This is a genomic window from Mesorhizobium abyssinicae, from assembly GCF_049887195.1.
Taxonomy (GTDB): domain Bacteria; phylum Pseudomonadota; class Alphaproteobacteria; order Rhizobiales; family Rhizobiaceae; genus Mesorhizobium; species Mesorhizobium abyssinicae.
Genome location: NZ_JARAKC010000001.1, coordinates 310,370 through 332,997, shown reverse-complemented (window position 1 = coordinate 332,997; position 22,628 = coordinate 310,370). Strand labels below are relative to the sequence as shown.

Below are 22,628 nucleotides of genomic sequence, written 5' to 3'. Positions count from 1 at the left end.
GCGCGACATGCATTGGCTCTCAGCAGTCGAAGCCGTAATTGCTGCGCAAATTATCCGCATCCTGCTCGGACATCTTCTTCAGCATCACGCAGACGGTGTAGCTGCCGACCTGATGGCCGTCCCTGATGTAGCCCCAGTCGGAAATGTCGTCGCGGGAGAATTCGATATACTGGCCGTAGACGACATTTTGGACGATCTCGGGCTCGTTGGCCAAAATGCCGGCAAAGCCATTGGCGGTGCGCTTGAAGGGGATGACCCAGAAATGCTCCGTCGCATCGCCATCGACGATCATCACCTTCAGTTTGAATTTGTCGGTTCCTGGCGGCGGGGCCTCGGACAAGGCCAGGAAGTCATCCAGGCTGGCTCGAGCCTGTTCTATCGCCGCCGTCATCTCGGGATCGTCCGACCGCACCATGACGGTCTTGTCGTCGCCTTGCGCCTGAACATGCGCGGGCGCAAACGCCAGCATCAGGGACAGCACCGCGCGGGCTAAGACCTTCATGCAACGACCCCTCCACCCCGGAAGGCCGGCATCATCGTGCATCAAGTGCCGGCTTTCAACCGAAGCGCAGCTTCATGCCGAGGATGGCGATCACGAACAGGAAGGTGACGCCATTGGCGAGGATGACCGGCCAGGAGCCGATCAGCAGGCCGTAAAGCGTCCACAGGAAGACGCCGGTGGCGATGGAGCCGGTGGCGAACAGCGAGATGTCGCCGGCGCGGCGTTCGCGCGCGACCTTGGCGACCTGCGGAATCCAGCCAAGCGTGGTGATGAGGGCGGCAAACGCGCCGATGATTTCGATTGCGGGATGCAAGGGCGGGAACTTTCGAGCAAGCACCTGATGTGCGGTGCGTCCTATGGCAGATCGACCGAGTCCTGGGAAGCGGGCAGCGCCGCTGGACCAATCAAACAAAGCGGGTCGCCCCGCTTTGTTGCTTAAAGTCCGCTCGGCACGATCCCGGCCAGCCAGCCCGCCGACCGCTTGGCCATGCCGACCGTCGCGGACGCGGCGCGGCTGAGATCGGTCTTGACCACGGCGTAGCCGGCCTTGGTGCGGTAGAGCACCGCGCTGCCGCCATTGACCGCCGCTTCATAGGCGACCGGCTTCGCGGCTTCGGTTTCCGCTACCGTGGCCGGCGAGCCGACGGGGACGCTGGGCCGATGGCTGAGCTCAGGCGGCAGCGGATCGACCGTGGCCTGCCTGGGCGTCAGGTCAGGCTTCGAGGCTATCGTGGCGAGTTCGGAGGAAGACGCCGAGCCCTTGGCGCGGCAGATGCCTGAGACCAGCGGATAGTTGAAGTTGCGCTCGTGCAGCATCTGGCTTTTCATCGCCGCTTCGCAATCGGCGATCGTCGCCCACTTGGCCGGCGTTTCGCCGATATACTCGCAAAGCTTAGCGTCGCAGTCGCAGCCGACGATGGTCATGGCGACAAGGGCGGTCTTGATCACGGTCTTGTCCTTCGGATTCGTTCCCAAATGACCAGTCGCCGGGGAACAAGGCGGGATTTGGCCACGATTGTGATTTCTGCGTGACGGAATGTTTCCGAGGCTCCCGCTGTGACTGAAAAGCCTCAACCGTCGTAGACGTGCTCGAGCCTGGCACCGGCTTTGATCAGCGCCGGCAACGCCACATGCAGCTTGCGCACGGCGACGGTCAGGCCGGTCCGGCGCGTGTCCGGGTCGGTCGGGAGCGGATAGCTGAACAGGGCACGCGTCCCTTCAGGCATGGCGATCTCGGCTGGCGAAAGCACGGTGAGCATGATCTCGTCATTGCCGCCGATCTCGACGAAGGAAACGCCCTTGTCGATCAGGCGCGGGATCATCTCGCTCAGTTGACCATCCCCGGTGACGAAGACCGTGCCATCGGAGCCGAAATCACGCTCGAGCAGCGTGTCCGGCTCGGTGCGCGTCGCCTCGCCGACCGGCCCTTTGGCCCAGACATGGATGCCGGCCGGATCGGAGGCCGGGGCTAATGTAGCGCTGACGAACCCGGCATAGACCTGCTTGACGGTGTCGGCGAGGCCGAAGGCGAGCTTGCGCTCGCCGCTGCGTACTGCGCCATCGCCCGGCGCCGGCTGGACGCCGAACAGTCCGGCGCGTTTTTCGGCATAGGGGAACTGGTACCACGGCGCCCGGTCGAGGAAGCCGGCGTATTCATTCGCCATCCTGGCCTGGTAGCCGTCGGTCGCTGTGCGCCTGCCGGCGATCGCCTCGGTGATGCGGCCAACGGTGTTTTCATAGGCCCATTGCAGTGCCAGTTCGACGGTCTGGCCGATGCCGATGACGACCTGCGTGCGGTGATCGGCGACGTTGAATTCGCTCCCCGAACTGGCTCGGATCATCGTCGCGTAGCCCTGCCAGAAGCGGCCGATATAGGACCAGTAGGGAAAGCCGCTCGGCTGGTCCTTGGCGACGAAGCCGGCATAGTCGTGAGCCGCGTAGACGACCGTCCAGTACGGATAGGCGAGATAGGTCGCTTGCCGCGGCTGCTGGTAGCCGGGGATTTCGGCGCGGACCTTTTTCGCGAGCGGGTTTGGCGGGGCGCCGTCGGCGACACCCTCCAAGGGCGTGAGCGACGAGGTGGTCAGGAAACCGTAGCCCAGCCCGGCCACCGGGATGAGCACGATGATCACCGCCAGCCAAAGGATCGTCTTGACGATGCGTCGCAGCCAACGGAGCAGGATCATGGCCGTTCAGGCCATGGCGAAGGGGTCGTGGCCGCGCCTTGCCCGCGCGAACCTCGGCCGTCCTGTGGCATGGGCGATGGCAGGCCTCCAGAACAGCGTCATGAAGCATCCCCTTCAATCGACATGGAACGTTAGCCGATTCCGGCGCCCGTTGCGAAAGGGAAAGCCCAAAAACAGTCGGCGCTGGGATTTCTCCCAGCGCCTCCCTGTCAGATCAGGACACGGTCGCGGCAGCAACTCCCGAAAGATGTCGCGCCAAGCCGGCCTTGATTTTGACGGTCCTGCCAGTCGCCACCCGAGGGCAGCGCCCGTTCCAGACCCCGCCGGTCTCCACCTTTGCGGGCTTCGCCCAGCGTGCCATCGAAGGTTTTCACCGGCCTTCATGGCAGCATCGGTCCGCCGTTGGCGTTCGCACGCTTTCCGCGGCCCCGCCGACATCCGTCCCTCCAACAGGCAAGCCTGCTCTCGTTCTGGACCGTACGGGCCTCAGGAAATCCGCCTTTCCGCTTTGCCTTTCGGCTGGGCGATCGGTAGCCGCCTGAGATGGGTTCAACGTACGCCGGGTAAGGGTTTTGGGGAACTGCCCCCAGCCTGTGGATAGCGGGATTATCGGGGACCAAGCCAAGGCGGCGCAGGATTTTTTCGGGAAGCCGACGAAAGAGGCGCGAAACGCGGCCGCGTTGCGCCTGATCCGGCATTGCCGGACATTCGGCGCTTGCCCCGCGAGGCGGCGCGGGCTTCAATGCCGGCAAAGGATTCCAGGCGCAAGCGCTCCTGTGATTCCTTCAGGGGAGGTTGCTTGAAGGTCGGGGTTGTTCTCAATCCGATTGCCGGCGGCGGCCGGCTGAAACGGCACTGGCCGGAGGTCAGCGCTTCGCTGAAGAAGCATTTCGGCGATTTCGAGCTGCGCGAGACACAGGCCGAAGGCGACGCCGAAAGGCTGGCGCTCGACCTCGCTGCCAGCGGCTTCGATCTGGTCATTGCGGCGGGCGGCGACGGCACGGCCAGCGAAACGGCGGACGGACTGCTGCAGGCGTTCGATGAAACCGGCCGGATATGCGAGCTCGGCCTCTTGCCTTGCGGCACCGGCATCGACTTTGCTCGCGGGCTCGGCCTGCCGCGCGACATCGATGCCACGCTGAAGCACATCGCCGAAGCCAAGCCGCGCAAGGTCGATGCAGGGCGCATCTGCTACATCGACGATCATGGCGCGCTGGCCTGCCGCCACTTCATCAACATCGCCAGCCTGGGCCTCTCGGGGGCGACGGACCGCGCCGTCAACGCCGACAAGCGCAAGGGCAAGGTCTCGGCCAAGGCGCTGTTCTTCTGGCGCACGGTTCTGGAGTTCATCCGCTATCGCTTCCAGGACGTCAGGATCACCGTCGACGACGGCGCGCCGGTCGAGGCGCGGATGGCGCTGGTGGCGGTCGCCAACGGAAAGTTCTTCGGCGGCGGCATGATGATCGCGCCCGACGCGGAACTCGGCGACGGCGCCTTCGATATCGTCATCCTGCGCGCGGCGAGCAAGCTGAGGCTGATCCTCGACATCCGGCTGCTCTATGGCGGACGGCACCGCAACCATCCGGCGATCACCATCCTGCGCGGCAAGAAAGTGGTTGTCGAACCGCTCGGCGATGTGGAAAAGAACGGCGCGCTGGTCGACATAGACGGCGAGTCGCCGGGCCGGATTCCGGCGACGTTCGAGATCCTGCCCGACGCGCTGACGCTCAGATACTGAATCAAGACGTTGAGGAATTGATTCAGGCGGTTGCCGGCCTGATTCCGGCGAGCCACCCAATTCGCTGAAATGGCTCGTAAAGTTTAGCCGCCTCAGATATCCAGCTTGGCCGGGAATCCGGGCGCGCGCAGGTCGGTGCCGACCGCGTCCTCGACCAGCTTGACGATCTGCGTCGACCAGGCGCTGCCGCCATAGGCCTCCTTGCCTTGCTCGAAGATCGCGTTGACGCGGGCGGCGAGATCGAGCGGCACGCCGAAATCCTTGCCCATGCGAAGCGCGAAGCCGAGGTCCTTCAGCGCCAGGTCCATAGTGAAGCCGATATCGTAGGATCCGTTAAGCACCAGCTGGCTTTCGGTCTCGTGGACAAAACTGTTGCCCGAGGAGGCGACGATGGCGTGGTAGGTTTGGGCGAGGTCGAGTCCGCCCTGTTTGGCCAGCATCAGCGCCTCGCCGGCGGCGACGAGATGGATGAAGGCCAGCATGTTGGTGATGACCTTGATCACCGCCGCCGAGCCGATCGGACCCATCAGGAAGGATTTTGCGCACATCGCCTCGATGGCCGGCCGGTGCCGCTCGTAAAGCGCGCCGTCGCCGCCGACCAGCGCGGTGATCTTTCCCGCCGCCGCCATGTGCACGCCGCCGGTGACCGGGCATTCCAGCGTCTCGATTCCCTTCGCCGACGCCAGTGCCGCGAGCCGCACGATCTCGTCGCGGCCGTTGGTCGACATCTCGATCCAGGCGCCGCCAGCCGGCAGGCCTTCGAGCAATCCGCCGGGACCGGCGAGCACTGTCTCGCTGACCTTGGGCGATGGCAGGCAAGAGATGGCATTGCCGGCGCGGGCGGCGGCCTCGGCCGGGCTGTTCGCGGCATTGGCGCCGAGGCCCACCAAGCGCTCGACGGCTGCCGGGTAGCGGTCGAAGACGGTGACGTCGAAACCATTGCGGACCAGGCTGGCGGCGAGGTGGCCGCCGAGATGGCCTAGGCCGATGAAGGCGTAAGCGGGCCGCTCCCTCACGGCATCAACGGCGTCTGCATCATCTGCAGATGCAGATCCTTGCCGCTGTAGGGATGCGCGTCGCAAACCGCCTCGTCGAGCTCGACGCCGAGGCCGGGCTCCTTCGAAGGAATGACGTTGCCGTCTTGCCACTCGATCTTCTTCTTCAGCAGCGTGGCATGAAAACCGTCCCACTGCTTCAGGGATTCCAGGATCAGGAAGTTGGGCAGCGTCACCGCCAGCTGGATGTTGGCGGCGCCGACGATCGGACCGCAATAGCAGTGCGGCGCGACCTGGATGTGGTAGGCCTCGGCCATGGCGGCGATCTTCTTGGTTTCCAGGATGCCGCCGGAGCGGCCGAGGTCGGGCTGCAGGATGGTCGCGGCGCGGTTCTCGATGACGCGGGCGAACTCGAATTTGGTCGTCAGCCGCTCGCCGGTTGCGATGGGGATGGAGGTCGCGCGGGCGACCTGCGCCATCACCTCGGGCATATCGGGTGGCACCGGCTCCTCGAACCACAGCGGGTCATAGGGCTCGATGGCGCGGGCGAGACGCAGCGCGCCCGAGGCAGTGAACTGGCCATGCGTGCCGAACAGGATGTCCGCCCTGTTTCCGACGGCCTCGCGGATCGCCTTGACCATGCGAGCGGAGAGGTCGATGTCGATTAGGCGCGGCTGGTGGCCGTCGAAAGCGGTGTAGGGGCCGGCCGGGTCGAGTTTGACGGCGTTGAAGCCCTGCTCGACATATTCGAGCGCGCAGGCGGCGGCCAATTCCGGGTCGTTGTAGACGTTCCTGCCGCGCGCGTCCTCGGAATGCACGCTGCCCGTATGCGGGTAGAGATAGGTGTAGGAACGCAGCGTCTCGTGCACCTGGCCGCCGAGCAATTTGTAGACCGGCTTGTCCGCTTCCTTGCCGATGATGTCCCAGCAGGCCATTTCCAGCGCCGAGAAACAGCCCATGCCGGAAACGTCCGGGCGCTGGGTGAAGCCGGAGGAATAGATGCGGCGGAAGAGGTTCTCGATGTCGTGCGGATCGCGGCCGACAAGATAACGCTCGGCCATGTCCTCGATCATCCTGGCGGTGACGTGGCCGGAGAAGGTGGCGTTGTAGGCCTCGCCATAGCCGACCACGCCGCCATCGGTGGTGAGCTTGACGAAGATGAAATACTTGCCGCCGATGCCGGGCGGCGGGTTGCCGACAACCCAGGTCTTGACGTCGGTGATCTTCATTTCTGATCCTCCAGAACCAGTTCGGCGCCCTTCCATCCGGTAAGGATCGAGGCGGCGTTGGTGTTGCCGGTGATGTTGTCGGGAAAGATTGAGGCGTCGATGACGCGCAGGCCGGCAATCCCGTGCACCCTGAGGCGCGGATCGACAACGGCGCGCGCGGCGTCCGGCCCCATGCGGCAGGTCGAGACCGGATGGTAGACGGTGCCCGAGCGCTTCCTGAAATCCTGAATCAGGTCGGCGTCGGAAGTGATTGACGGACCGGGCAAAACCTCTTCCTCGATGATCTCGGCCATCGCCGGCATCGCGGCGATCTTGCGCACGAACTTCACCGCCGCCAGCATCTCGTCGACATCGGCGTTGGTCGAATAGGCATTGGGCGTGATCCGCGGATAGTCGCGCGGATTGCTCGAGCGGATCATGATCTCGCCGCGGCTCGACGGGCGGCAGTTGGAAAGGCCGATGGAAAAGCCGGGCCATGGGTCGGGGGTCAGGATCGGGCGCTCACCGCTCTTGGGAATGACGGTGGAGAAGGCCTGGAAATAGAGCTGCATGTTCGGCCGCGCCAGGGTCGGGTCGGTGCGGAAGAAACCGCCGGCATTGTTCATCGACAGCGACAGCGGCCCGGACCGGAACAGGATGTACTGCATGCCGACCATGAGCTTGCCCCACCAGGGGCGCAGGATCTGGTTCAGCGTCGGCAGCCTGCCCTTGAACGTGTAGTTGATGCCGACATGGTCCTGCAGGTTCGCGCCGACATTCTCGTTGGCGTGGATGAGCGGAATGCCGAGGTCTCCGAGCAGCGCCGACGGGCCGACACCGGAGAGCTGAAGCAGCTGCGGGGAGTTGATGGAGCCGCCGGACAGGATGACCTCACGGCCAGCGCGCGCGGTCCAGGTCTCGCCGTTCTGCTGATATTCGACACCGACGGCGCGCTTGCCCTCGAACAGGATTTTGGTCGCCAGCGCGTTTGTCTCGACGCGCACATTGGCACGCTTCATCGCCGGGCGCAGGAAGGCGCGGGCGGCCGACATGCGGCGGCCGTTCCTGGTGGTGATCTGGTAGATGCCGACGCCTTCCTGGGAAGCGCCGTTGAAATCCGGATTGAGCGGCAGGCCGGCCTGCTGCGCTGCCGCAAGGTAGCGTTTCGTCAGCGGGTGGACGGCATTTGCGCAGTCGGTGATGTGCAAGGGACCGCCGACGCCGCGCCATCTGTCGGCGCCGGCCTCATTGTCCTCCAGCGCCTTGAAGGCGGGGAGCAGGTGGTCGTAGCTCCAACCTGGATTGCCGGCGGCCGCCCAGGCGTCGAAATCCTCGCGCGCGCCCCTGATATACACCATGGCGTTGATCGAGCTGGAGCCGCCGAGCAGCTTGCCGCGCGGCCAGTGGTCGGCATTGCCGCCAAGGCCAGGATCGGGCTCCGCTTTATAGTTCCAGTTGACGGCCGGGTCGAAGAAGGTCTTGCCGTAGCCGAGCGGCATCTGGACGTAGAAGCGGCGGTCGGTGCCGCCGGCCTCCAGCACCAGGACCGAGAAACGGCCGGAGGCCGACAGTCTTTCGGCGAGCACCGAACCGGCCGAGCCGGAGCCGACGATAATGAAATCATAGGTCTGCATGACTGGTGGGCGGCTCCGGTAATCTGGCCGCAGCCTAGACGCGGCGGGTTCGCCGCGTCGCCGCGCCTTCCGGCATCGGTTGTGAAAAATACGACTGCCGCAATAGCGATGGCTAGCGGGATAACCCGACAATCCCGCTTGATATGCACGGGGTCGAGAGCTTATGCGAAGGCATCGACCAATCCCCGGGAGGCAGGAGATCCAAATGCGTACCCTCTCCGATGCCTTCATCCCGGAACTGCCAGGCTACTACAAGGGCAAGGTCCGCGAAAACTACGACCTGCCCGACGGCAGGCGCATCATCATCGCCACCGACCGTCTCAGCGCCTTCGACATCATCCTGGCCTCGATCCCGTTCAAGGGCGAGATCCTCACCCAGACCGCCCGCTACTGGTTCGAGGAAACGGCCGATATCTGCCCGAACCATGTTCTGGAATATCCCGACCCGAACGTCGTCGTCGGCACAAGGCTCGATATCCTGCCGGTCGAGATCGTCGTGCGCGGCTATCTGGCGGGAACCACCAGCACCTCGATCCTGACCCGGTACCGGAAGGGCGAACGGGTGATGTATGGAATGACCCTGCCGGACGGCCTGCGCGACAATGAGAAGCTGGCCGAGCCGGTCATCACGCCAACGAGCAAGGCTTCGGATGGCGGCCATGACGAGCCGCTGTCGAAGGCAGAGATCCTCGATCAGGGGCTTCTTACGCCAGCACAGTGGGATACCGTGTCAGATTACGCGTTGCGGCTGTTCGCCCGCGGCCAGGCGCGCGCCGCCGAACGCGGGCTCATCCTCGCCGACACGAAATATGAATTCGGCACCGACAGAAACGGGACCATCATCCTGGCCGACGAGATCCACACGCCGGACAGCAGCCGCTACTGGATCGCGGCCAGCTACGAACAGGCTTTTGCGAGCGGCGAACGGCCCGAGAGCTTCGACAAGGATTTTATCCGGTCATGGGTCGCGGCGCGCTGCGACCCCTACAGGGAGCCGATCCCGACCATACCGGACGAGATCGTCGAACAGGCTTCGCGGGTCTATGCGCAGGCCTATGAGGCGATCACCGGCAAGGAATTCGCCCCCGACGTTTCCGGGGATACCGTGCTCGATCGCATCCGCGCGAACCTCGAGCGCTACTTTTAGGGTCAAGCCAGCCGCTGCTTGCGACAGCATCCGCGGCGCGTTGACCTGCCGGCGCGGTGACGCTACGGGATCATGTCATCGATCTCGGGGATTTTGGCATGGTGCACTACGCGGACGGACGGCCGATCGGTGACCTGACACTGAGGACGCTGGCCATGCCTTCGGACGCCAACGCGGCCGGCGATATCTTCGGCGGCTGGGTAATGGCGCAGATGGACCTTGCCTGCGGCATCCGCGCCGCCGAACGCGCCAAGGGCCGCGTGGTGACGGCGGCGGTCAAGGAGATGTCCTTCGCCAAGCCGATGAAGATCGGCGACACGCTCTGCATCTACACCCATGTCGAGCGCGTCGGCCGCACCTCGATGGCGCTCAAGGTCGAGGCCTGGGCGCAGCGCTATCTCTCCGACCTGATGGAGAAGGTCACCCATGCCGATTTCGTCATGGTGGCGCTCGACGGCGAGGGCAAGCCGAAGGCGGTTCCGGCCGAAGGCTGACCCGGCCCCGGCAGGCGAGGGCCCTGCCGGCGGGCTGCGTGAGTTCCTTCACAGTCGTGCGCAAATTTCCGTGACCAAGTCCGCCCGGGCTTGGGGGAAGACAATGCGTCAACGAACGCTGAACGGTGCTCTTGCGGGAGCCGTCCTGGGCCTGTTCGGCCTGCTCGCCGCAACCGCCTATACCGAGATCAAGCAAGCCGATGCCGGGCTCTCTTGCGCTTCGCAAAATAGCGTCATCGGCAAGCCGCCGGGCGCATGCGAAAAATGCCTGGCGATCAGTTGCGACGCCGGCCAGAAACCGCAGACGATTGCCGCGAGCAGACGGCCCGCCGGGCTGACTGCGAGACGATCCACCGTAAGCTGAAAACGGGACGGACACGCCACAGCGGCCGACCAGAAAACGGGTCGGCACGAAGGTTCATCTTTCGCGGGCCTTGCGCCAAAAATCCTTGCGGCAACAGGCTTTCAGCCGTGCAGACCGTCGAATTTCTCGCGCGCGGCCCTGACCCTGGCGGTGTTCCTGCGCGCCCATGCGCCGAGCGCGCTGACGGGGACCAACAGCTCGTGGCCAAGCTCTGTCAGCTCGTAGTCGACGCGCGGCGGGATGGTCGGAAAGACGGTGCGGATGACGAAGCCATCGCGCTCCAGACCGCGCAATGTGGTGGTCAGCATCTTCTGCGAAATGCCGCCGACGGCGGCGCGAAGTTCATTGAAGCGCAGCGGTCCGTTGCCGAGCTTGCCGACCACCAGAACGGTCCATTTGTCGCCGACGCGCTGCAGGATTTCCGACACGGCGCGGCAGTCTTCGGTGATATGCGGGTGCCTCAGTAACAAAAACGTGCCTCCTTGCACTTCGCTTTTGCGGTATCTCATATAGCGCCGGTATCCAAACGATACCACAATTTCCCGCAAGGAGAGCCTCCCAAAATGTCCAAGCCCAAAATCGCCATTGTCGTCGGTTCGACGCGCGCCGCGCGCTTCGCCGACGTGCCGACCGAGTGGATCGCCAAGATCGCCAAGGCGCATGCCGACATCGACGTCGAAGTCGTCGACCTGCGCGACTTCCCGCTGCCGTTCTTCGACGAGGTCGCTTCCTCCGCCTGGGCGCCGTCGCAGAACGAAGTGGCGCAGCGCTGGCAGAAGAAGGTCGCCTCTTTCGACGGCTTCATCTTCACCGCTGCCGAATACAATCACGGCCCGACGGGTGTGCTGAAGAACGCCATCGACTACGCAGCCAACGAGTGGAACAAGAAGCCGGCCGGCTTCGTCGGTTATGGCAGCGTCGGCGGCTCGCGCGCCGTCGAGCAGCTCCGCCTCTACGCCGTCGAGCTGCAGATGGCGCCGGTCAAGTCGGCGGTCCATATCGCCTGGGGCGATTTCCTGGCGGTTCGCCAGGGCGAGAAGAAGCTCGAGGATCTCGAGCATCTGAACCAGGCCGCCGCGGCGCTCGTCAACGACGTCGCCTGGTGGGCGAAGGTGCTCAAGGCGGCCCGCGCCGCCGACGCGATCACCGCGGAAGCCAAGGCGGCCTGAGCCGTCAATCCGGATTGTCCTCCCAAGGGATACGGGGCGGCGCTTGCGCCGCCCTTTTCAATTTAAGGACGCTTCAGCCGGTGGCCTCGGCCGCAGCAACATTGTACCAATGGCCTGGCCGGTTCTCGACGCAATATGCGACTGCCGTCTTCCCAAGAAAGCGGCTCGTTCGCGCCCTACCACTTCATCTTGAAGCCGACTGTGCCACCAAAAGCATGGCTGTCGCCGAAATCCTCCAGGCTGGTGCGTGCCAGCAGTTCGCCATGGACGGAGTAGCGATCGTCGGCCCAGCTCAGCGAGCCGCCGAGGCCAAGCCCGCCCCACAGAGGCTGCGTCTGGCTGACGAGCCTCGTGCCCGACACGTCGACATCGGAGCCGTCGAGGAAGTCGTAATAGAGGTTGGCGATGCCATAGACATGCGAGCGGCTCGACTGGCCGGTCAGGCCCTTCCATTCGCTCTCATAGTCGGCCGACAGGCCAAGGCGGCCGACCAGGCTGTCGCTGCCGTCGTTGGAGACGAGAGCGCCATAAGGATCGGTGAAATTGTCGAAGTCGACCGAGGCATAACTCAGCTGCGCCTGCGGCGTCAGCGACCAGTTGCCGTGGAGCGCGACCTTCCGGCCGGCCTCGATGCCGAGACCGTAGCCGAAGCCGTTGTTGCCCTTGGCAAGAGTCCGGCCCAAGGTCGAAGACGCAAGGTCGCTGTTGAACCAGGTCAACTCGGCCTTGGTGTCGACATAGAAGCCGCTCTTGCCATACCAGGTGAGCGTGCCGCCGAAGCCGTAGCCGGTCGTATCGATCGAGCCGACACCGAAGGCCGAAGAGACGTCCGACCTCACCGTGCCGTAATGAACGGTGACGCCGCCGATAAGCGTTCCCGAGGCCGTTTCCGAAAGCAGCACATCGAGGCCGGCCTGCAGCCGCCAGAGGTCCGCGTCGTAGTCGGTGCCGGTCGTGCTGGTCCCCGGCTCGAATTCGCTGTGCGAGGCCTCCATGCGCCCCCAGATCGGACTGCCGCCTTGGTTTGCGCCGCCTGTCGCCGACTGGTCGGCGACAGTCCATGAGCGGTTGCCGATGCGCTGCTGCAGCGTGCCGAGCTGGGTGAAGCTCTGCAGCACGCCGGCATAGGCCTCGTAGACCGGCACGGCCGGCGAATAGAGCGGCGAGGTCGGGCCACCCGGATCGACGGGGTTGATCAGCGCCGAGCGCAGATACCAGTCGCCGTCGGCCGGCGTGCTGATGCCGTTCTGATACAGCCTGTAGGCATAGGCGCCCGCTACCACGGCCTGGTCGCCCTGAAAGACGTAGTCGCCCTGCAGGTTGAAAGTGCCGGCCGAGACACCGCCGACATCGATGATCTTGATGCCTTCGACCGTCTGCGCGCCGGCGCCGCCAAGGCCGATCACCTTGACGTTGGCGGTGCCCGAGGTGTCGCCAGTGATGACGAGCTTGTCGGTGGAGGAGGCGTCGCCATCGAGGATGGCCTCGATCTCGACCGTACCGCCGGCGCCGACGAAGTTGCCCTGGATAGTCAGCAAGCCGATCGAGTTGCCGGGCGCGATGACGCCGCCGGCTTGCAGCGTGGTGTTTCCGACCGTGCCGTTGCCGCCGAGAGTGCCGCCGCTCAGAATGGTGACGGCGGAGTTGGCGAGCGAGCCGTTGACCGAGAGCTTGCCGGCCTCGATCGTGGTCGCGCCGCTCAGCGTATTGGTGCCGGTGAGATTGAGATTGCCCAGACCCCGCTTGGCGAGGGTGCCGGTGCCGTCGATGGCCGCGGCAAAGCTGGCATTGGTCGACTGGTCGAAGACGAGCGCGGCGTCGTCGAGGATGTTGCCGGTGCCGAAGCTCGATGCCTGGCCGATCAGCTTGCCGGCCGAGATTGTCGTGCCGCCGCTGTAGGTATTCGCACCAGTGAGCGTCGTGCTACCCGCGCCCTGCTGGATCACCGCGCCGCTTCCCGAGATCGCGCCTGCATGGTTCATGTCGTTGGAGCGGTCGAACGCCAAAATGCCGTTGTTGGTCACGTTGCCGGTGATCGAGCCTGCCGCGCCGCCATTGCCGAGCTGCAGCGTGCCGGCGGAGATCGTCGTGCCGCTCACGGGCACGCCGTTTGCGTAACTGTTGTCGCCTGTCAGGATCAGCGTGCCGGCGCCAAGCTTGCTGAGCGCGCCGCTGCCGGTGATCGCCTGGCTCACCGTGAAAGCGTTGCCGGCGTCGGCGATGTCGAAGCCTCCGCCCAGAGGTCCCCAAGTGATCGCGCGGTTCGTGCCGGTATAGCTTTGTCCGGTCACCTGCAGCACGCCGCCATTGAAGGTCAGGCCAACGGCGGCGTCGCCGAGGTTGTTGTCGGCGGAGACCGAAAGCACGCCGTTGGAGATCGTGGTCCCGCCGCTATAGGTGTTGGCTCCGGCGAGTATGGTGGTGCCGGTGCCGATCTGGTTCACCGCGCCACTGCCGGAGATGATTCCGGCATAAGTGTAAGTGTCGGAGCGGTCGAAGGCGAGGGTGCCGTTGTTGGCAATGTCACCGAGGATCGAGCCGGTCGTGCCGCCATTGCCAATCTGCAGCGTGCCCTGCGAAATCGTCCAGGCCTGCGTGGCGGTGTTGTCGGCGGTCAGCGCCCAGGTGCCGGTTCCGGTCTTCAGCAGGATGTCGAAGTTCCGGTACTGGCCGGTGGCGCCGATCGCGCCGTCGAGTATGGCGAACCCGTCGCCGCCGAGCCGCAGCGTGTCGCTCGTGCTCAGGATGCCGGCGATCACGTTGCCGATGATCTGCGAGCCGGCCTGAAGTTCCAGCGTCGAGTTGGATGCGACATTGTTGGCGAATTGGATGGCGGTGGTGGAACCGGTGCCGGCGCGGATCGTGCCGCTGTTGACGACCGTGACAGGGAAAGGGAAACCTCCATCAGGACCGATCGCAGCTACGCCATTGCCGCCTTCCAAAGTGCCGTAATTGGTTATCGAGATATTGGTTCCCCGGCCACGGATCGCGTAGTTTCCGGTTCCGACACCGGTCAGGTCCGAGCCGCCGCGGATCGTGCCATAATTGACGACCGTCCCAGGCTTGGTGGAGCTACCGGTCACGAAGACGCCGGCGCCAGCATATCCGCCCTGGCTGTTGCCGCCCTGGATGATGCCGCTGGCATTGTTGATGATCGTTGCGCCGGTATTGTTGGCACTGACGCCGGCTCCATTGTTCCCGACAACGGCGCCGTTTATCCCGCTGCCGCCCGTGACGGTGCCGTTGTTGACGAAGGTCACGACATTCAGCAGCGTCACGCCGATGCTGCCGTTGGCGCCTGACACGGTCGCGGAACCAGCCGTGATCGAGCCGTTGTTGACGACCTGCCCGGTGGGGCTGCCCAATGTCGATATCCCGCTGTCAACGACCAGGCCGACACCGGCCGGCATGCCACCGCCCTGGTTGGCGCCGGTGAGCGTGCCTGAAAGGGTCAGCGTGCCGCTGGCAAAGGTTCCGCCGCTGAAACGGACAGTGCCTCCGAAACCGGGAGCGGACGTACCGGACAAGGTAAAGCCCTGCGTGTCGACAGACAGCGATTTGGTCGGTATCGGCAGCGTGTGCGGGGCCTGTATGTTGAAGCTCTGGGTCATCACGATCGACGAGCTGGGATCGCCGTCGGCATTGGCCGAATTGATGGCGGCGATCAGCTGCGCCTCATTGCTGACCATATAGGTCGCTGCCGAGGCTTGCCCTGGGAGCAGACAGGCGATCGCCGCGCCGCTCGCACCGGCAAGAAGCTGCCTTCCCCGAATGCGCCGAAGCGCGCCGCCGCTCGTCTTCACTGGTCTGTCCGCCCCGGAAATCTGACGCCTGCCATGCCGGATCGCCCGCATGGCGTGCCGACCAAATCGCCAAGAGGTTAACTTGGTGTTTGATTCCTGTCGTCAAGTTGAAGTGCCGATTACTGATTTGTTTCGTGCCGTTACTTAAAGGCAACATTAGAAATGCCGTATATAACAAGTATAAATATAAGCTTTGACTTGAATATCGTGGCGACGGGCAGCGGCGCTGGTGGCCGCTCCTACAGCCAGCCGCCCGAAAATCCGGCGCGTCGCAACCCGGTGGCGATGGCCGGCACACGGCGCATAAGCTGCCACAGGAAGTCCGACCGGTAGTTCTCGATCATCAGGGCGATCGGCCCCTGGTTGATGCCGACATGGTCCGGCGATACCCAGCCGCAGGCGCGGCCGTCGGCGGCGGCGATTGTCGGATTGAAGCTGGCGGTGAAGCCGTAAGGGTTGCCCTCGTGCAGGTCGATCTCGTGGAAATGGCGCAACGCCGGCAGGACGATCTCCGGCGCAAAGGGCAATGAGGTGATCGCCGCCCATGGCGACAAGGTGCCGTCATCGGGGCCGAAGGGCGCCCCGCGCGCCAGATAGCCGAAGAAGCGTCGGTCGCCGATCGTCATGTGGAGTTTTTTCAGGCCCGGGCCGTCGCTGGCGGTGATGCCCCAGCAATTCTCGTCATAGCCGACGAAACCCTTCGGATTGCGGATGGCGTAGTCGCGCTGCAGGTAGCTCGCCGCGCGGCTGTTCTCGAAATAGTCGCTGCCGTGCTCGCGCATGAAAGCGTCGCGGATGCCGCGAAAATCGATCCAGACATGCGAGAACTGGTGGACGAAGAGCGGCCCGGCATAGACCAGTTCCCGGCCATAGATCTTCTTCCATTTGTAGGTGGAGAGCCACGCCGCATAGCTCTCGGGCGGCAGCGGGTGGGTCGGCGAGCCGAGGCCCAGCACATAGAGGATCACCGCCTCGTCATAGCCTTGCCAGCGGTAGCGCAGGAAGCCCTTCTCGGGCCGCCAGCCGTGGGTGACGGTCGCGCCGCCGTTCTGCGCCCAGCGCCAGTCGGCACGGCGGTAGAGCGCATCGGCAAGCCGGCGGATTTCCAGTTCGGCCTCGTCGTCGGCGTCAAAATAGGCGCCGGCGGCCAGCACGCCGGCAAGCAGAAGCGCCGTGTCGACGGTGGACAGCTCGCATTTCCAGACGCGGCGGCCGGTCCGCATGTCAAGGAAATGATAGTAGAGGCCCTTATAGCCGGTGGCGTCGGGCTCCGGTCCATGCGGCGCGTTCCAGAAGAAACGAAGCGTGGCGAGCGTCCGTTCGACGGCGGCGTCGCGCGTCATGAACCCGCGCTCGACGTCGACGGGATAGGCCGACAGAGCGAGCCCGACGGCGGCGATGCTGGCGGGCGACGCCGGCGTGTTGCGATCGGCGATCAGTCCGTTTGCCGGGTTGGCCTCCTTGAGAAAATAATCGAAGGACAGGCGCTGGGTGGCCGAGAGAAGCTCTTCGTTCAGCGTTTGGTCGCTCGATGCATCCATGGCTGCCGATATAGGGACCTTCGCCGCGCTTCCCACCTTTGGGGCGTCAATGATAAGCGAGGAAGGCGAAGGCCGATAGCGAGGAGCGCGTCGACATTCAGTCTGAGACGCTGCTCTTCGGTCGCAACCCGGCGCTGCAGCTGATCCGGATTGGACCGCAATATCGGGCGCACTGCCATCTGGCCCTGCCGTTTGCCCTGAGATATCCGCGGCCAGATGAGTGCAGCCGTGAAGACATCCAGCCTGACAGGCGCCGTTTCCCCGTTGGTCCCGGTGCTCGTATGCGCGCTCGCGATCTTCCTGCTGTCCGGGATGGATGCGGCGATGAAAACGCTGGTTATCGCCGTGGGCGTCTACAATACGGTGCTGTGGCGCAGCTTTCTCGCGACAGCAGTCGCGGGCGCAGCTTGGTCGGCGGGATCGCGCTCGCTGCCAACCATTGCGGTGCTAAGGCTGCATGCGCTGCGGGCCGTGGTTGTCGGCATCGTCCTGATATCATTCTTCTGGGGGCTTGGCAGGCTGCCGCTCGCGGAGGCCGTCGGGCTGAGCTTCGTTGCGCCTCTGATCGCTCTCTTCCTCGCCGCGCTGTTGCTGGGCGAGCGGGTCCGGCGCGAGGCAATCTGGGCATCGATGGCCGGCATCGCCGGCGTGGCGATCATCGTATCCGGCCAGTTCGGGCAGGCAAGCTATTCGCACGATGCGCTGCTTGGCACGGCGGCGGTGCTCGTATCGACGGTGTTCTACGGCTACAATTTGATCCTCGCCCGGCAACAGGCGCAGGTGGCCAAGCCAATCGAGATCATGTTCTTCCAGAGCCTCGCCGTTGCAATCATCCTCGGCCTCGCCGCGCCCTGGCTCGTCGTCGCCCTGCCGGCCAATCTTTGGCTTCCCCTGGCCGGCGTGACCGCGCTGTCGCTCGCCGGCCAATTCCTGATGAGTTGGTCCTACGCCCGCGCCGAAGCGCAATATCTCATTCCAACGGAATACTCGGCCTTCATCTGGGCGATCGCGTTTGGCTGGTTCTTCTTCGACGAGGCAGTCACATGGACGACGCTCGCGGGAGCATGCCTGATCGTCGCCGGCTGCCTGATCGCCGCGCGCGCGAACCCGAAGCTTGCCGAGCCGATCGAGGCAGCCGTTTGACCGTCGCGGTCAGCGCCTTTCGGAATCGCGAAAGATCCCGGTCTCCACCTCGTGCATGAAGTGAGCGATGAGCGCCGCGCATTGGCGATGGTGCGTCTCAAGCAGCATGTGGCCGCTTTCAAAGACATGGATTTCGATGGCGTGGAGGTCGCGATTGTAGGCCATGATCTCATCCACCGCGAAGAAGGCGTCATGCCGGGCCCACAGCGCAAGGCAAGCTGGCCGGTGGTTGCGCAAGTAGGCCTGGATGGCGGGGAAGCGCGCGATGTGTGAGCCATAATCCGTGAAGAGTTCGAACTGAATGTCAGTGTTTCCGGGCCTCTCCAGGCGCTCGGTGTCGAGATGCCAACTCTCGGGCGGAAACAAGACCTTCAGGCGTTCGGGCAGACCGCCGATATACTGGTTGCGGGTGCCCTCGAAATTCATCCAGTCCGGCAGCTTGGCGCGGTTGTCGTCCGTCGGTTCGGCGAAGAACACCTTGGGTGCGTCCCAATCCGGTCCCAGCCCCTCCTCATGGGCATTGCCGTCCTGGACGACCAAGCCGAGGATACGATCCGGCCGTCGTGTCGCGAGATGATAACCGACGGGCGCGCCGAAGTCGGTGATGTAGAGAAAGAACCGCTCAAGACCGAGGGCCTCGATGAATGCCTCGATCGTGTTGGCGAGGTTCTCGAACGTGTAGTCATAGGCGTCGGCGGAAGGGGCGGACGAGAAGCCGAAACCGGGCATATCCGGTGCCACCACATAGGCTGTCTCGGCCAGTGGCTCGATGATGTTGCGATAGACATGTGAGGAAGTCGGATATCCGTGCAGCAGCAGGATTGCCGGACGGTCCGGGTCGCCTGCATGACGGTAGAAAATGTCGAGGCCGTCGGCACGGATGGTTTCGTGGCGTGTCTTGTAAGGACGGCTTCGCATCGTCTTTCTCCCATGGTTCCCGTGCTGCTGGCGACGCTCTGGCTTTGAAACCGCATATCTGTATGATTGCGGTTACATCGTAACTGCATAATGCGGTTAATAGGGTTATGTTCCATGGCGCAGGCCTACACCGAATGGGTGCCTGAGCACTTCATAGGCGGGCATGCCGCCCTGGACCTGTCGAACGCCGTGTTCGACCGGCGCGTGCCGGCGCCCGACAATGAGCTGTTCAAGTCGACCCAGGATGTTGCCAACTGGTTGATGGCTTCAGGGCTTGCCGACCATCACCAGGCGCAGGCCGTTTCCGAGATCGAAGATGGGCGCTTCGTGGAACGGGTTCGCGAAGTCCGTGAAGCGTCTTTTCAGATTTTTGAGCCGATCGCCGCGGGCAAACCGTCCGCGACCGAGGCGCTCAGCGTCCTGTTCTCATGCGCGGCGAGCCCGCTGGCCACCGGGTCGGTCGACTTGCACGACACCAGACCGCGGCCTGGCCAGTGGCGGGACCCGGATGCCGTCACCGCGTTCCTTGCTTTGCTGTCGGTCGAAGCCTTCTTCAGCTTGCCGCGGGACAGGCTGCATTCCTGTCCTCGCTGCGGCTGGCTTTTCCTCGATACGTCGCGCGGCGGCAAACGCCGCTGGTGCAGCATGCGCACCTGCGGCAACCGCGAGAAGGTCTCGCGCCATAGGGGGCATAGCGCCGCCTGATGTCAGCGCGCGATCTGGCGGTGACCATCCGGCAGGCGGGTGGCGATCAGCTTGTCGATGCGGCGGCCGTCCAGGTCGACGACCTCGAAGCGCCAGCCCTGCGCGTCGACGCATTCGCCGGTTGCCGGCAGGTGGTGCAGGTGCGACAGCACATAGCCGGCGACGGTCTCGTAGTCGCGGTTCTCGGGCAGGTCGATGCCGAGCACTTCGGCCATCTCGTCGGCCTGCATGTAGCCGGCGAGCAGCCAGGAGCCGTCCTCGCGCTTGACGGCATTCTCCTCCTCGCCCGCGTCGAGGTCGGAGCGGAAGACGCCGGTGATGGCTTCCAGTATGTCGGCCGGCGTGACGATGCCCTCGAAGTGGCCGTACTCGTCATGGACGAGCGCCATCGGCACGTCGGATTCCTTCAACTTCTGCAGCACGTCCAGCGCATCGGCCTGATCGTGGACGATGGGCGCGGCGCGCACATGGTGGCGCGGCTCCAGCACCTTGCCGCCGAGGATCGCGGCCAGGACGTCGCGTGTCTGGACGACGCCGACCATGGCATCCACATTGCCGTCGCCGGCCGGCAGGCGCGAATGCTGGGTCTCGATCAGCAGCTTCCTGATGGTCGCCTCGTCTGATTGCAGGTTGATCCAGTCGACCTCGGTGCGCGGCGTCATCACAGCGCGCACGGCGCGGTCGCCGAGCCGCATGACGCCGGCGATCATGCGGCGCTCGTCGGATTCGATGGTGCCGTGATGCTCGGCCTCGGCGACCAGCATCTTGATCTCCTCGTCGGTGACCTTCTCCTCGCTCTCGCCGCGCTGGCCGAGCAGCCAGAGGACGGCGCGGCCGGAAATGTCGAGCAGGAAGACGAGCGGCGCCGAGATGGTGGCGAGGACGGTCATCGCGGGCGCCGCCCGGACGGCGACGCGCTCGGGATCGCGCAGCGCGATCTGCTTCGGCACCAGCTCGCCGACAATCAGCGAGGCATAGGTGATGATGGCGACGACGATGCCGACGCCGAGCGGATCGGCAATGTTCTCGCGGATGCCGTTCGAGGCGAGGAAGGCGGCCAGGCGCTCGCCGAGCGTGGCGCCCGAAAAGGCGCCGGAGAGAACGCCGACCAGGGTGATGCCGATCTGCACCGACGACAGGAACTTGCCGGGATTGGAGCCGAGCGCCAGCGCGCGGCCGGCGCCCTTGACGTTGCGGTCGATCATCGCCTTGAGGCGGGCGGGGCGTGACGAGACGATGGCAAGCTCGGACATTGCCAGAAGGCCGTTCACGCAGATGAGGACGGCCACGGTGGCGATTTCAACGTATAGCATGAGGGGTCAATAGCATTGCTGCAGTGCATTCGAAAATAGCAGCGGCTATTGTTTTTCGGGGCGGCGTGCTGGTGCTGGGCAAAGATTGGCGCAAATACGCTAGGGCAGCGTCTTCAACACCCCGACCACCGCCATGCCATCGGTGAAGTACGGATCGCCGCCGCCGTTGCGTCCGGTCTTCGTCGCGCCGATGCCAGCCATTTCGCTGGTCGAGGCAAGCAGGCCAGCCTTGGCGAGGTCGCCGACGAGGAAGTCGCGCTCGGCGTCGATGTCGGGGGCGATGTGATGGGTTATCGCTCCGGTGTCGTGGCTGAGGCCGACGCCACGGTCGAAGCTCGCGGCACCGAGCCAGAGCGGACGACCGTCATCGCCGACCGTGTTGGTCTGCCAGAAGCGGACATGGTGGCGCTGGTCGGCACTGTCGCCGACCGGCTTTTCGAAGGCCAGGTCCTGGGCGCGGCCCTCGAACAGCAGCCTGCTCATCGGCGCATCGGGATAGGGACGCGAAAACAACACGCTTTCGCCGATGTCGATGGCGGTTCTCAGCGAGACGGCGTCGGCCGTGTCCCAGCCGGCGACGGCGAAGGCGTGCACCACCTCCTTTTCGGTGCCGACAAGGCCGACATTGATCGGGTCGCCCGGAATGCCTTGCGGCGTATGCGTCACCATTTCGAAGTGCTGCGTGCGATAGCCGCGCTCGCGCCAGGTCCAGAATTCCGGCGCGGCGACGTAGGCCAGTCCCAGATATCCGGCGCAAAGTGCCGCCAGCCAGGTCGACGCGCGCCGCCGAAGGCTTCGCTTACTCACGAGAGGCCACTCCCAAACGCATGCGTCACCTTATGCGCCGTTGCATGGGTTGGGCAAAGGGAACCGCTCGTCGTCAGCGGCAGGCGCGGTAGCCGTTCCTGCGGTTCTTGATGTCGAAATGGAAATGGTTGCGGTGGTCGTAATTGTAGCCGGGGCCGAGCACCGTGGTGAAATACTGGCAGCCGTCGGCGCGCACATTGTTGAGGAAGCCGCGGGTGCGGAAGGCGAACAGGCCGGGCTTGCGCACGTCGATGTCGTCGCCGTTGTTGAGCTCGATGCTCATGACGTCGAGCGCGTTGCCCTTGCCGTGCTCGGACAGGACGCCTTCGCCGGCGATGTTGCGGCAGGAATAGCTGGACCCCTGGTGGATGGTCCTGACGCCTGAGAAATAACGCCAGCGAGCGGCAGGCACCAGCTCGTTCCTGGTCCAGGTTGCGAAGGTGGCAGCCATGTTGCAGGTCAGCGTCGCGGCGGGCTTCATCTGGACGCTGCCGATGGCCGAAACCCTGACCGGAAAGTCGATGCCGCACTGGCCCTCATGGATCGGCTGGACCTCGGTGTAGGCGACGCCGAGGCGCTTCAGCTCGTTGCGGCAGTCGACCTCGCTGGCCGGCATCTGCTCGGTCGGCGACATCGGCTCGTCCATGCGCGGATAGGCGGCGGTCATGTAGGGGTTGGAGGGGACGAGGCGCTGCATGCCGGAATACTGTGGCGCTGAAGAATATTGGGGCGCTGAATATTGGGGCGCATCGGGGACGGCGGCGGTCTGGTTGCCGACATCGACGGCAGGCTGCAGCGAGAACACGTCCCCGGTGTTGCAGGCCGATACGGTCGCGATGGCAAGCAGCGTCACCAGCCTGGCGGCAGCGGAGCGCGCACGATTGTTCTGTCGCGCCATGGCAAGCACGGCGCCAAGTCTTCCGGCCATCGATAGGCATCCCGTCCCAGAGCTGATCCCGCA

The 22,628-nt window shown here is 64.7% G+C and carries 21 protein-coding genes; 7 read left to right on the top strand and 14 right to left on the bottom strand.

From position 1 onward, the window contains the following. Positions 1 to 19 precede the first annotated feature (19 nt). From PU724_RS01475 to PU724_RS01460, 4 genes are all read right to left on the bottom strand, one after another. Positions 20 to 502 (bottom strand): YegJ family protein, encoded by a 483-nt coding sequence (locus tag PU724_RS01475; RefSeq protein ID WP_354419306.1) that lies wholly within the window; start codon positions 500 to 502, stop codon positions 20 to 22. Between the two features lie 55 nt (positions 503 to 557). Continuing rightward, positions 558 to 815 (bottom strand): SemiSWEET family sugar transporter, encoded by a 258-nt coding sequence (locus tag PU724_RS01470; protein WP_126058713.1) that lies wholly within the window; start codon positions 813 to 815, stop codon positions 558 to 560. Positions 816 to 937: 122 nt separating this feature from the next. Beyond that, complete coding sequence (locus PU724_RS01465) at positions 938 to 1,450, bottom strand: hypothetical protein (protein ID WP_128275656.1); 513 nt, start codon at positions 1,448 to 1,450, stop codon at positions 938 to 940. A 122-nt stretch (positions 1,451 to 1,572) separates the two neighbouring features. Then, complete coding sequence (locus tag PU724_RS01460; RefSeq protein ID WP_354419303.1) at positions 1,573 to 2,688, bottom strand: hypothetical protein; 1,116 nt, start codon at positions 2,686 to 2,688, stop codon at positions 1,573 to 1,575. Between the two features lie 799 nt (positions 2,689 to 3,487). On the opposite strand from PU724_RS01460, the gene PU724_RS01455 reads away from it, so the two are divergent. Continuing rightward, positions 3,488 to 4,426, top strand: coding sequence for a diacylglycerol/lipid kinase family protein (locus tag PU724_RS01455; RefSeq protein WP_354419301.1), 939 nt, complete (start codon positions 3,488 to 3,490; stop codon positions 4,424 to 4,426). Positions 4,427 to 4,518: 92 nt separating this feature from the next. Here PU724_RS01455 and PU724_RS01450 read toward each other — a convergent pair whose 3' ends face one another. The 3 genes from PU724_RS01450 to PU724_RS01440 are packed head-to-tail and all read right to left on the bottom strand — an operon-like array spanning position 4,519 to position 8,263. Next, positions 4,519 to 5,442 (bottom strand): NAD(P)-dependent oxidoreductase, encoded by a 924-nt coding sequence (locus PU724_RS01450; RefSeq protein WP_354419299.1) that lies wholly within the window; start codon positions 5,440 to 5,442, stop codon positions 4,519 to 4,521. Then, complete coding sequence (locus tag PU724_RS01445) at positions 5,439 to 6,650, bottom strand: mandelate racemase/muconate lactonizing enzyme family protein (protein ID WP_127284482.1); 1,212 nt, start codon at positions 6,648 to 6,650, stop codon at positions 5,439 to 5,441. The genes PU724_RS01450 and PU724_RS01445 overlap by 4 nt, the downstream gene beginning before the upstream one ends. Next, positions 6,647 to 8,263 (bottom strand): GMC family oxidoreductase, encoded by a 1,617-nt coding sequence (locus PU724_RS01440; RefSeq protein WP_127309712.1) that lies wholly within the window; start codon positions 8,261 to 8,263, stop codon positions 6,647 to 6,649. Before PU724_RS01440 ends, PU724_RS01445 begins: the two co-directional genes overlap by 4 nt. 205 nt (positions 8,264 to 8,468) lie before the next feature. Here PU724_RS01440 and PU724_RS01435 point away from each other — a divergent pair, with 205 nt between their 5' ends. From PU724_RS01435 to PU724_RS01425, 3 genes are all read left to right on the top strand, one after another. Further along, positions 8,469 to 9,410 carry a phosphoribosylaminoimidazolesuccinocarboxamide synthase gene (locus PU724_RS01435; RefSeq protein WP_127284480.1) on the top strand — a complete coding sequence of 314 codons (942 nt, stop codon included), beginning with the start codon at positions 8,469 to 8,471 and terminating at the stop codon, positions 9,408 to 9,410. Positions 9,411 to 9,508: 98 nt separating this feature from the next. After that, a complete protein-coding gene (locus PU724_RS01430; protein WP_126058720.1) occupies positions 9,509 to 9,904 on the top strand; it encodes an acyl-CoA thioesterase in 396 nt (131 codons plus the stop codon). Positions 9,905 to 9,974: 70 nt separating this feature from the next. Continuing rightward, on the top strand, positions 9,975 to 10,268 hold the full coding sequence (locus PU724_RS01425; RefSeq protein WP_354419295.1) for a hypothetical protein: 294 nt from the start codon (positions 9,975 to 9,977) through the stop codon (positions 10,266 to 10,268). A gap of 101 nt (positions 10,269 to 10,369) precedes the next feature. Here the strand turns inward: PU724_RS01425 and PU724_RS01420 are convergent, their stop codons facing one another. Continuing rightward, positions 10,370 to 10,738, bottom strand: coding sequence for a winged helix-turn-helix transcriptional regulator (locus tag PU724_RS01420; RefSeq protein ID WP_189605858.1), 369 nt, complete (start codon positions 10,736 to 10,738; stop codon positions 10,370 to 10,372). Positions 10,739 to 10,831: 93 nt separating this feature from the next. On the opposite strand from PU724_RS01420, the gene PU724_RS01415 reads away from it, so the two are divergent. Then, on the top strand, positions 10,832 to 11,437 hold the full coding sequence (locus tag PU724_RS01415; protein ID WP_127394201.1) for an NADPH-dependent FMN reductase: 606 nt from the start codon (positions 10,832 to 10,834) through the stop codon (positions 11,435 to 11,437). A 176-nt stretch (positions 11,438 to 11,613) separates the two neighbouring features. Here the strand turns inward: PU724_RS01415 and PU724_RS01410 are convergent, their stop codons facing one another. Both PU724_RS01410 and PU724_RS01405 read right to left on the bottom strand, forming a co-directional pair. Then, positions 11,614 to 15,240, bottom strand: coding sequence for an autotransporter outer membrane beta-barrel domain-containing protein (locus PU724_RS01410; RefSeq protein WP_354419294.1), 3,627 nt, complete (start codon positions 15,238 to 15,240; stop codon positions 11,614 to 11,616). Positions 15,241 to 15,479: 239 nt separating this feature from the next. Further along, the gene (locus tag PU724_RS01405) at positions 15,480 to 16,781 is read right to left on the bottom strand and encodes a glucoamylase family protein (RefSeq protein ID WP_354419292.1); all 1,302 of its coding nucleotides are present in this window, start codon (positions 16,779 to 16,781) and stop codon (positions 15,480 to 15,482) included. Positions 16,782 to 16,997: 216 nt separating this feature from the next. On the opposite strand from PU724_RS01405, the gene PU724_RS01400 reads away from it, so the two are divergent. Further along, complete coding sequence (locus PU724_RS01400) at positions 16,998 to 17,924, top strand: DMT family transporter (RefSeq protein ID WP_127286194.1); 927 nt, start codon at positions 16,998 to 17,000, stop codon at positions 17,922 to 17,924. Positions 17,925 to 17,933: 9 nt separating this feature from the next. Here PU724_RS01400 and PU724_RS01395 read toward each other — a convergent pair whose 3' ends face one another. Beyond that, positions 17,934 to 18,842 carry an alpha/beta fold hydrolase gene (locus PU724_RS01395; protein WP_354419289.1) on the bottom strand — a complete coding sequence of 303 codons (909 nt, stop codon included), beginning with the start codon at positions 18,840 to 18,842 and terminating at the stop codon, positions 17,934 to 17,936. Between the two features lie 114 nt (positions 18,843 to 18,956). Here PU724_RS01395 and PU724_RS01390 point away from each other — a divergent pair, with 114 nt between their 5' ends. Then, the gene (locus tag PU724_RS01390) at positions 18,957 to 19,547 is read left to right on the top strand and encodes a CGNR zinc finger domain-containing protein (protein WP_354419287.1); all 591 of its coding nucleotides are present in this window, start codon (positions 18,957 to 18,959) and stop codon (positions 19,545 to 19,547) included. Between the two features lie 2 nt (positions 19,548 to 19,549). Here PU724_RS01390 and PU724_RS01385 read toward each other — a convergent pair whose 3' ends face one another. From PU724_RS01385 to PU724_RS01375, 3 genes are all read right to left on the bottom strand, one after another. Next, positions 19,550 to 20,860, bottom strand: a complete 1,311-nt coding sequence (locus PU724_RS01385) for a hemolysin family protein (RefSeq protein WP_127286197.1) — start codon at positions 20,858 to 20,860, stop codon at positions 19,550 to 19,552. Between the two features lie 99 nt (positions 20,861 to 20,959). Next, entirely contained in the window at positions 20,960 to 21,667 is a 708-nt protein-coding gene (locus PU724_RS01380; RefSeq protein WP_127286198.1) for an LssY C-terminal domain-containing protein, read from the bottom strand. 73 nt (positions 21,668 to 21,740) lie between these two features. After that, positions 21,741 to 22,595: an extensin-like domain-containing protein gene (locus PU724_RS01375; protein WP_354419285.1), complete on the bottom strand. Its 855-nt coding sequence runs from the start codon at positions 22,593 to 22,595 to the stop codon at positions 21,741 to 21,743. Positions 22,596 to 22,628: the final 33 nt, after the last annotated feature.

Coding starts and splice junctions, on each gene's coding strand:
- PU724_RS01475 (WP_354419306.1), bottom strand. CDS start 502: ATGAAGGTCTTAGCCCGCGCGGTGCTGTCCCTGATGCTGGCGTTTGCG.
- PU724_RS01460 (WP_354419303.1), bottom strand. CDS start 2,688: ATGATCCTGCTCCGTTGGCTGCGACGCATCGTCAAGACGATCCTTTGG.
- PU724_RS01445 (WP_127284482.1), bottom strand. CDS start 6,650: ATGAAGATCACCGACGTCAAGACCTGGGTTGTCGGCAACCCGCCGCCC.
- PU724_RS01440 (WP_127309712.1), bottom strand. CDS start 8,263: ATGCAGACCTATGATTTCATTATCGTCGGCTCCGGCTCGGCCGGTTCG.
- PU724_RS01435 (WP_127284480.1), top strand. CDS start 8,469: ATGCGTACCCTCTCCGATGCCTTCATCCCGGAACTGCCAGGCTACTAC.
- PU724_RS01430 (WP_126058720.1), top strand. CDS start 9,509: ATGGTGCACTACGCGGACGGACGGCCGATCGGTGACCTGACACTGAGG.
- PU724_RS01415 (WP_127394201.1), top strand. CDS start 10,832: ATGTCCAAGCCCAAAATCGCCATTGTCGTCGGTTCGACGCGCGCCGCG.
- PU724_RS01405 (WP_354419292.1), bottom strand. CDS start 16,781: ATGGATGCATCGAGCGACCAAACGCTGAACGAAGAGCTTCTCTCGGCC.
- PU724_RS01400 (WP_127286194.1), top strand. CDS start 16,998: ATGAGTGCAGCCGTGAAGACATCCAGCCTGACAGGCGCCGTTTCCCCG.
- PU724_RS01395 (WP_354419289.1), bottom strand. CDS start 18,842: ATGCGAAGCCGTCCTTACAAGACACGCCACGAAACCATCCGTGCCGAC.
- PU724_RS01390 (WP_354419287.1), top strand. CDS start 18,957: ATGGCGCAGGCCTACACCGAATGGGTGCCTGAGCACTTCATAGGCGGG.
- PU724_RS01385 (WP_127286197.1), bottom strand. CDS start 20,860: ATGCTATACGTTGAAATCGCCACCGTGGCCGTCCTCATCTGCGTGAAC.
- PU724_RS01375 (WP_354419285.1), bottom strand. CDS start 22,595: ATGGCCGGAAGACTTGGCGCCGTGCTTGCCATGGCGCGACAGAACAAT.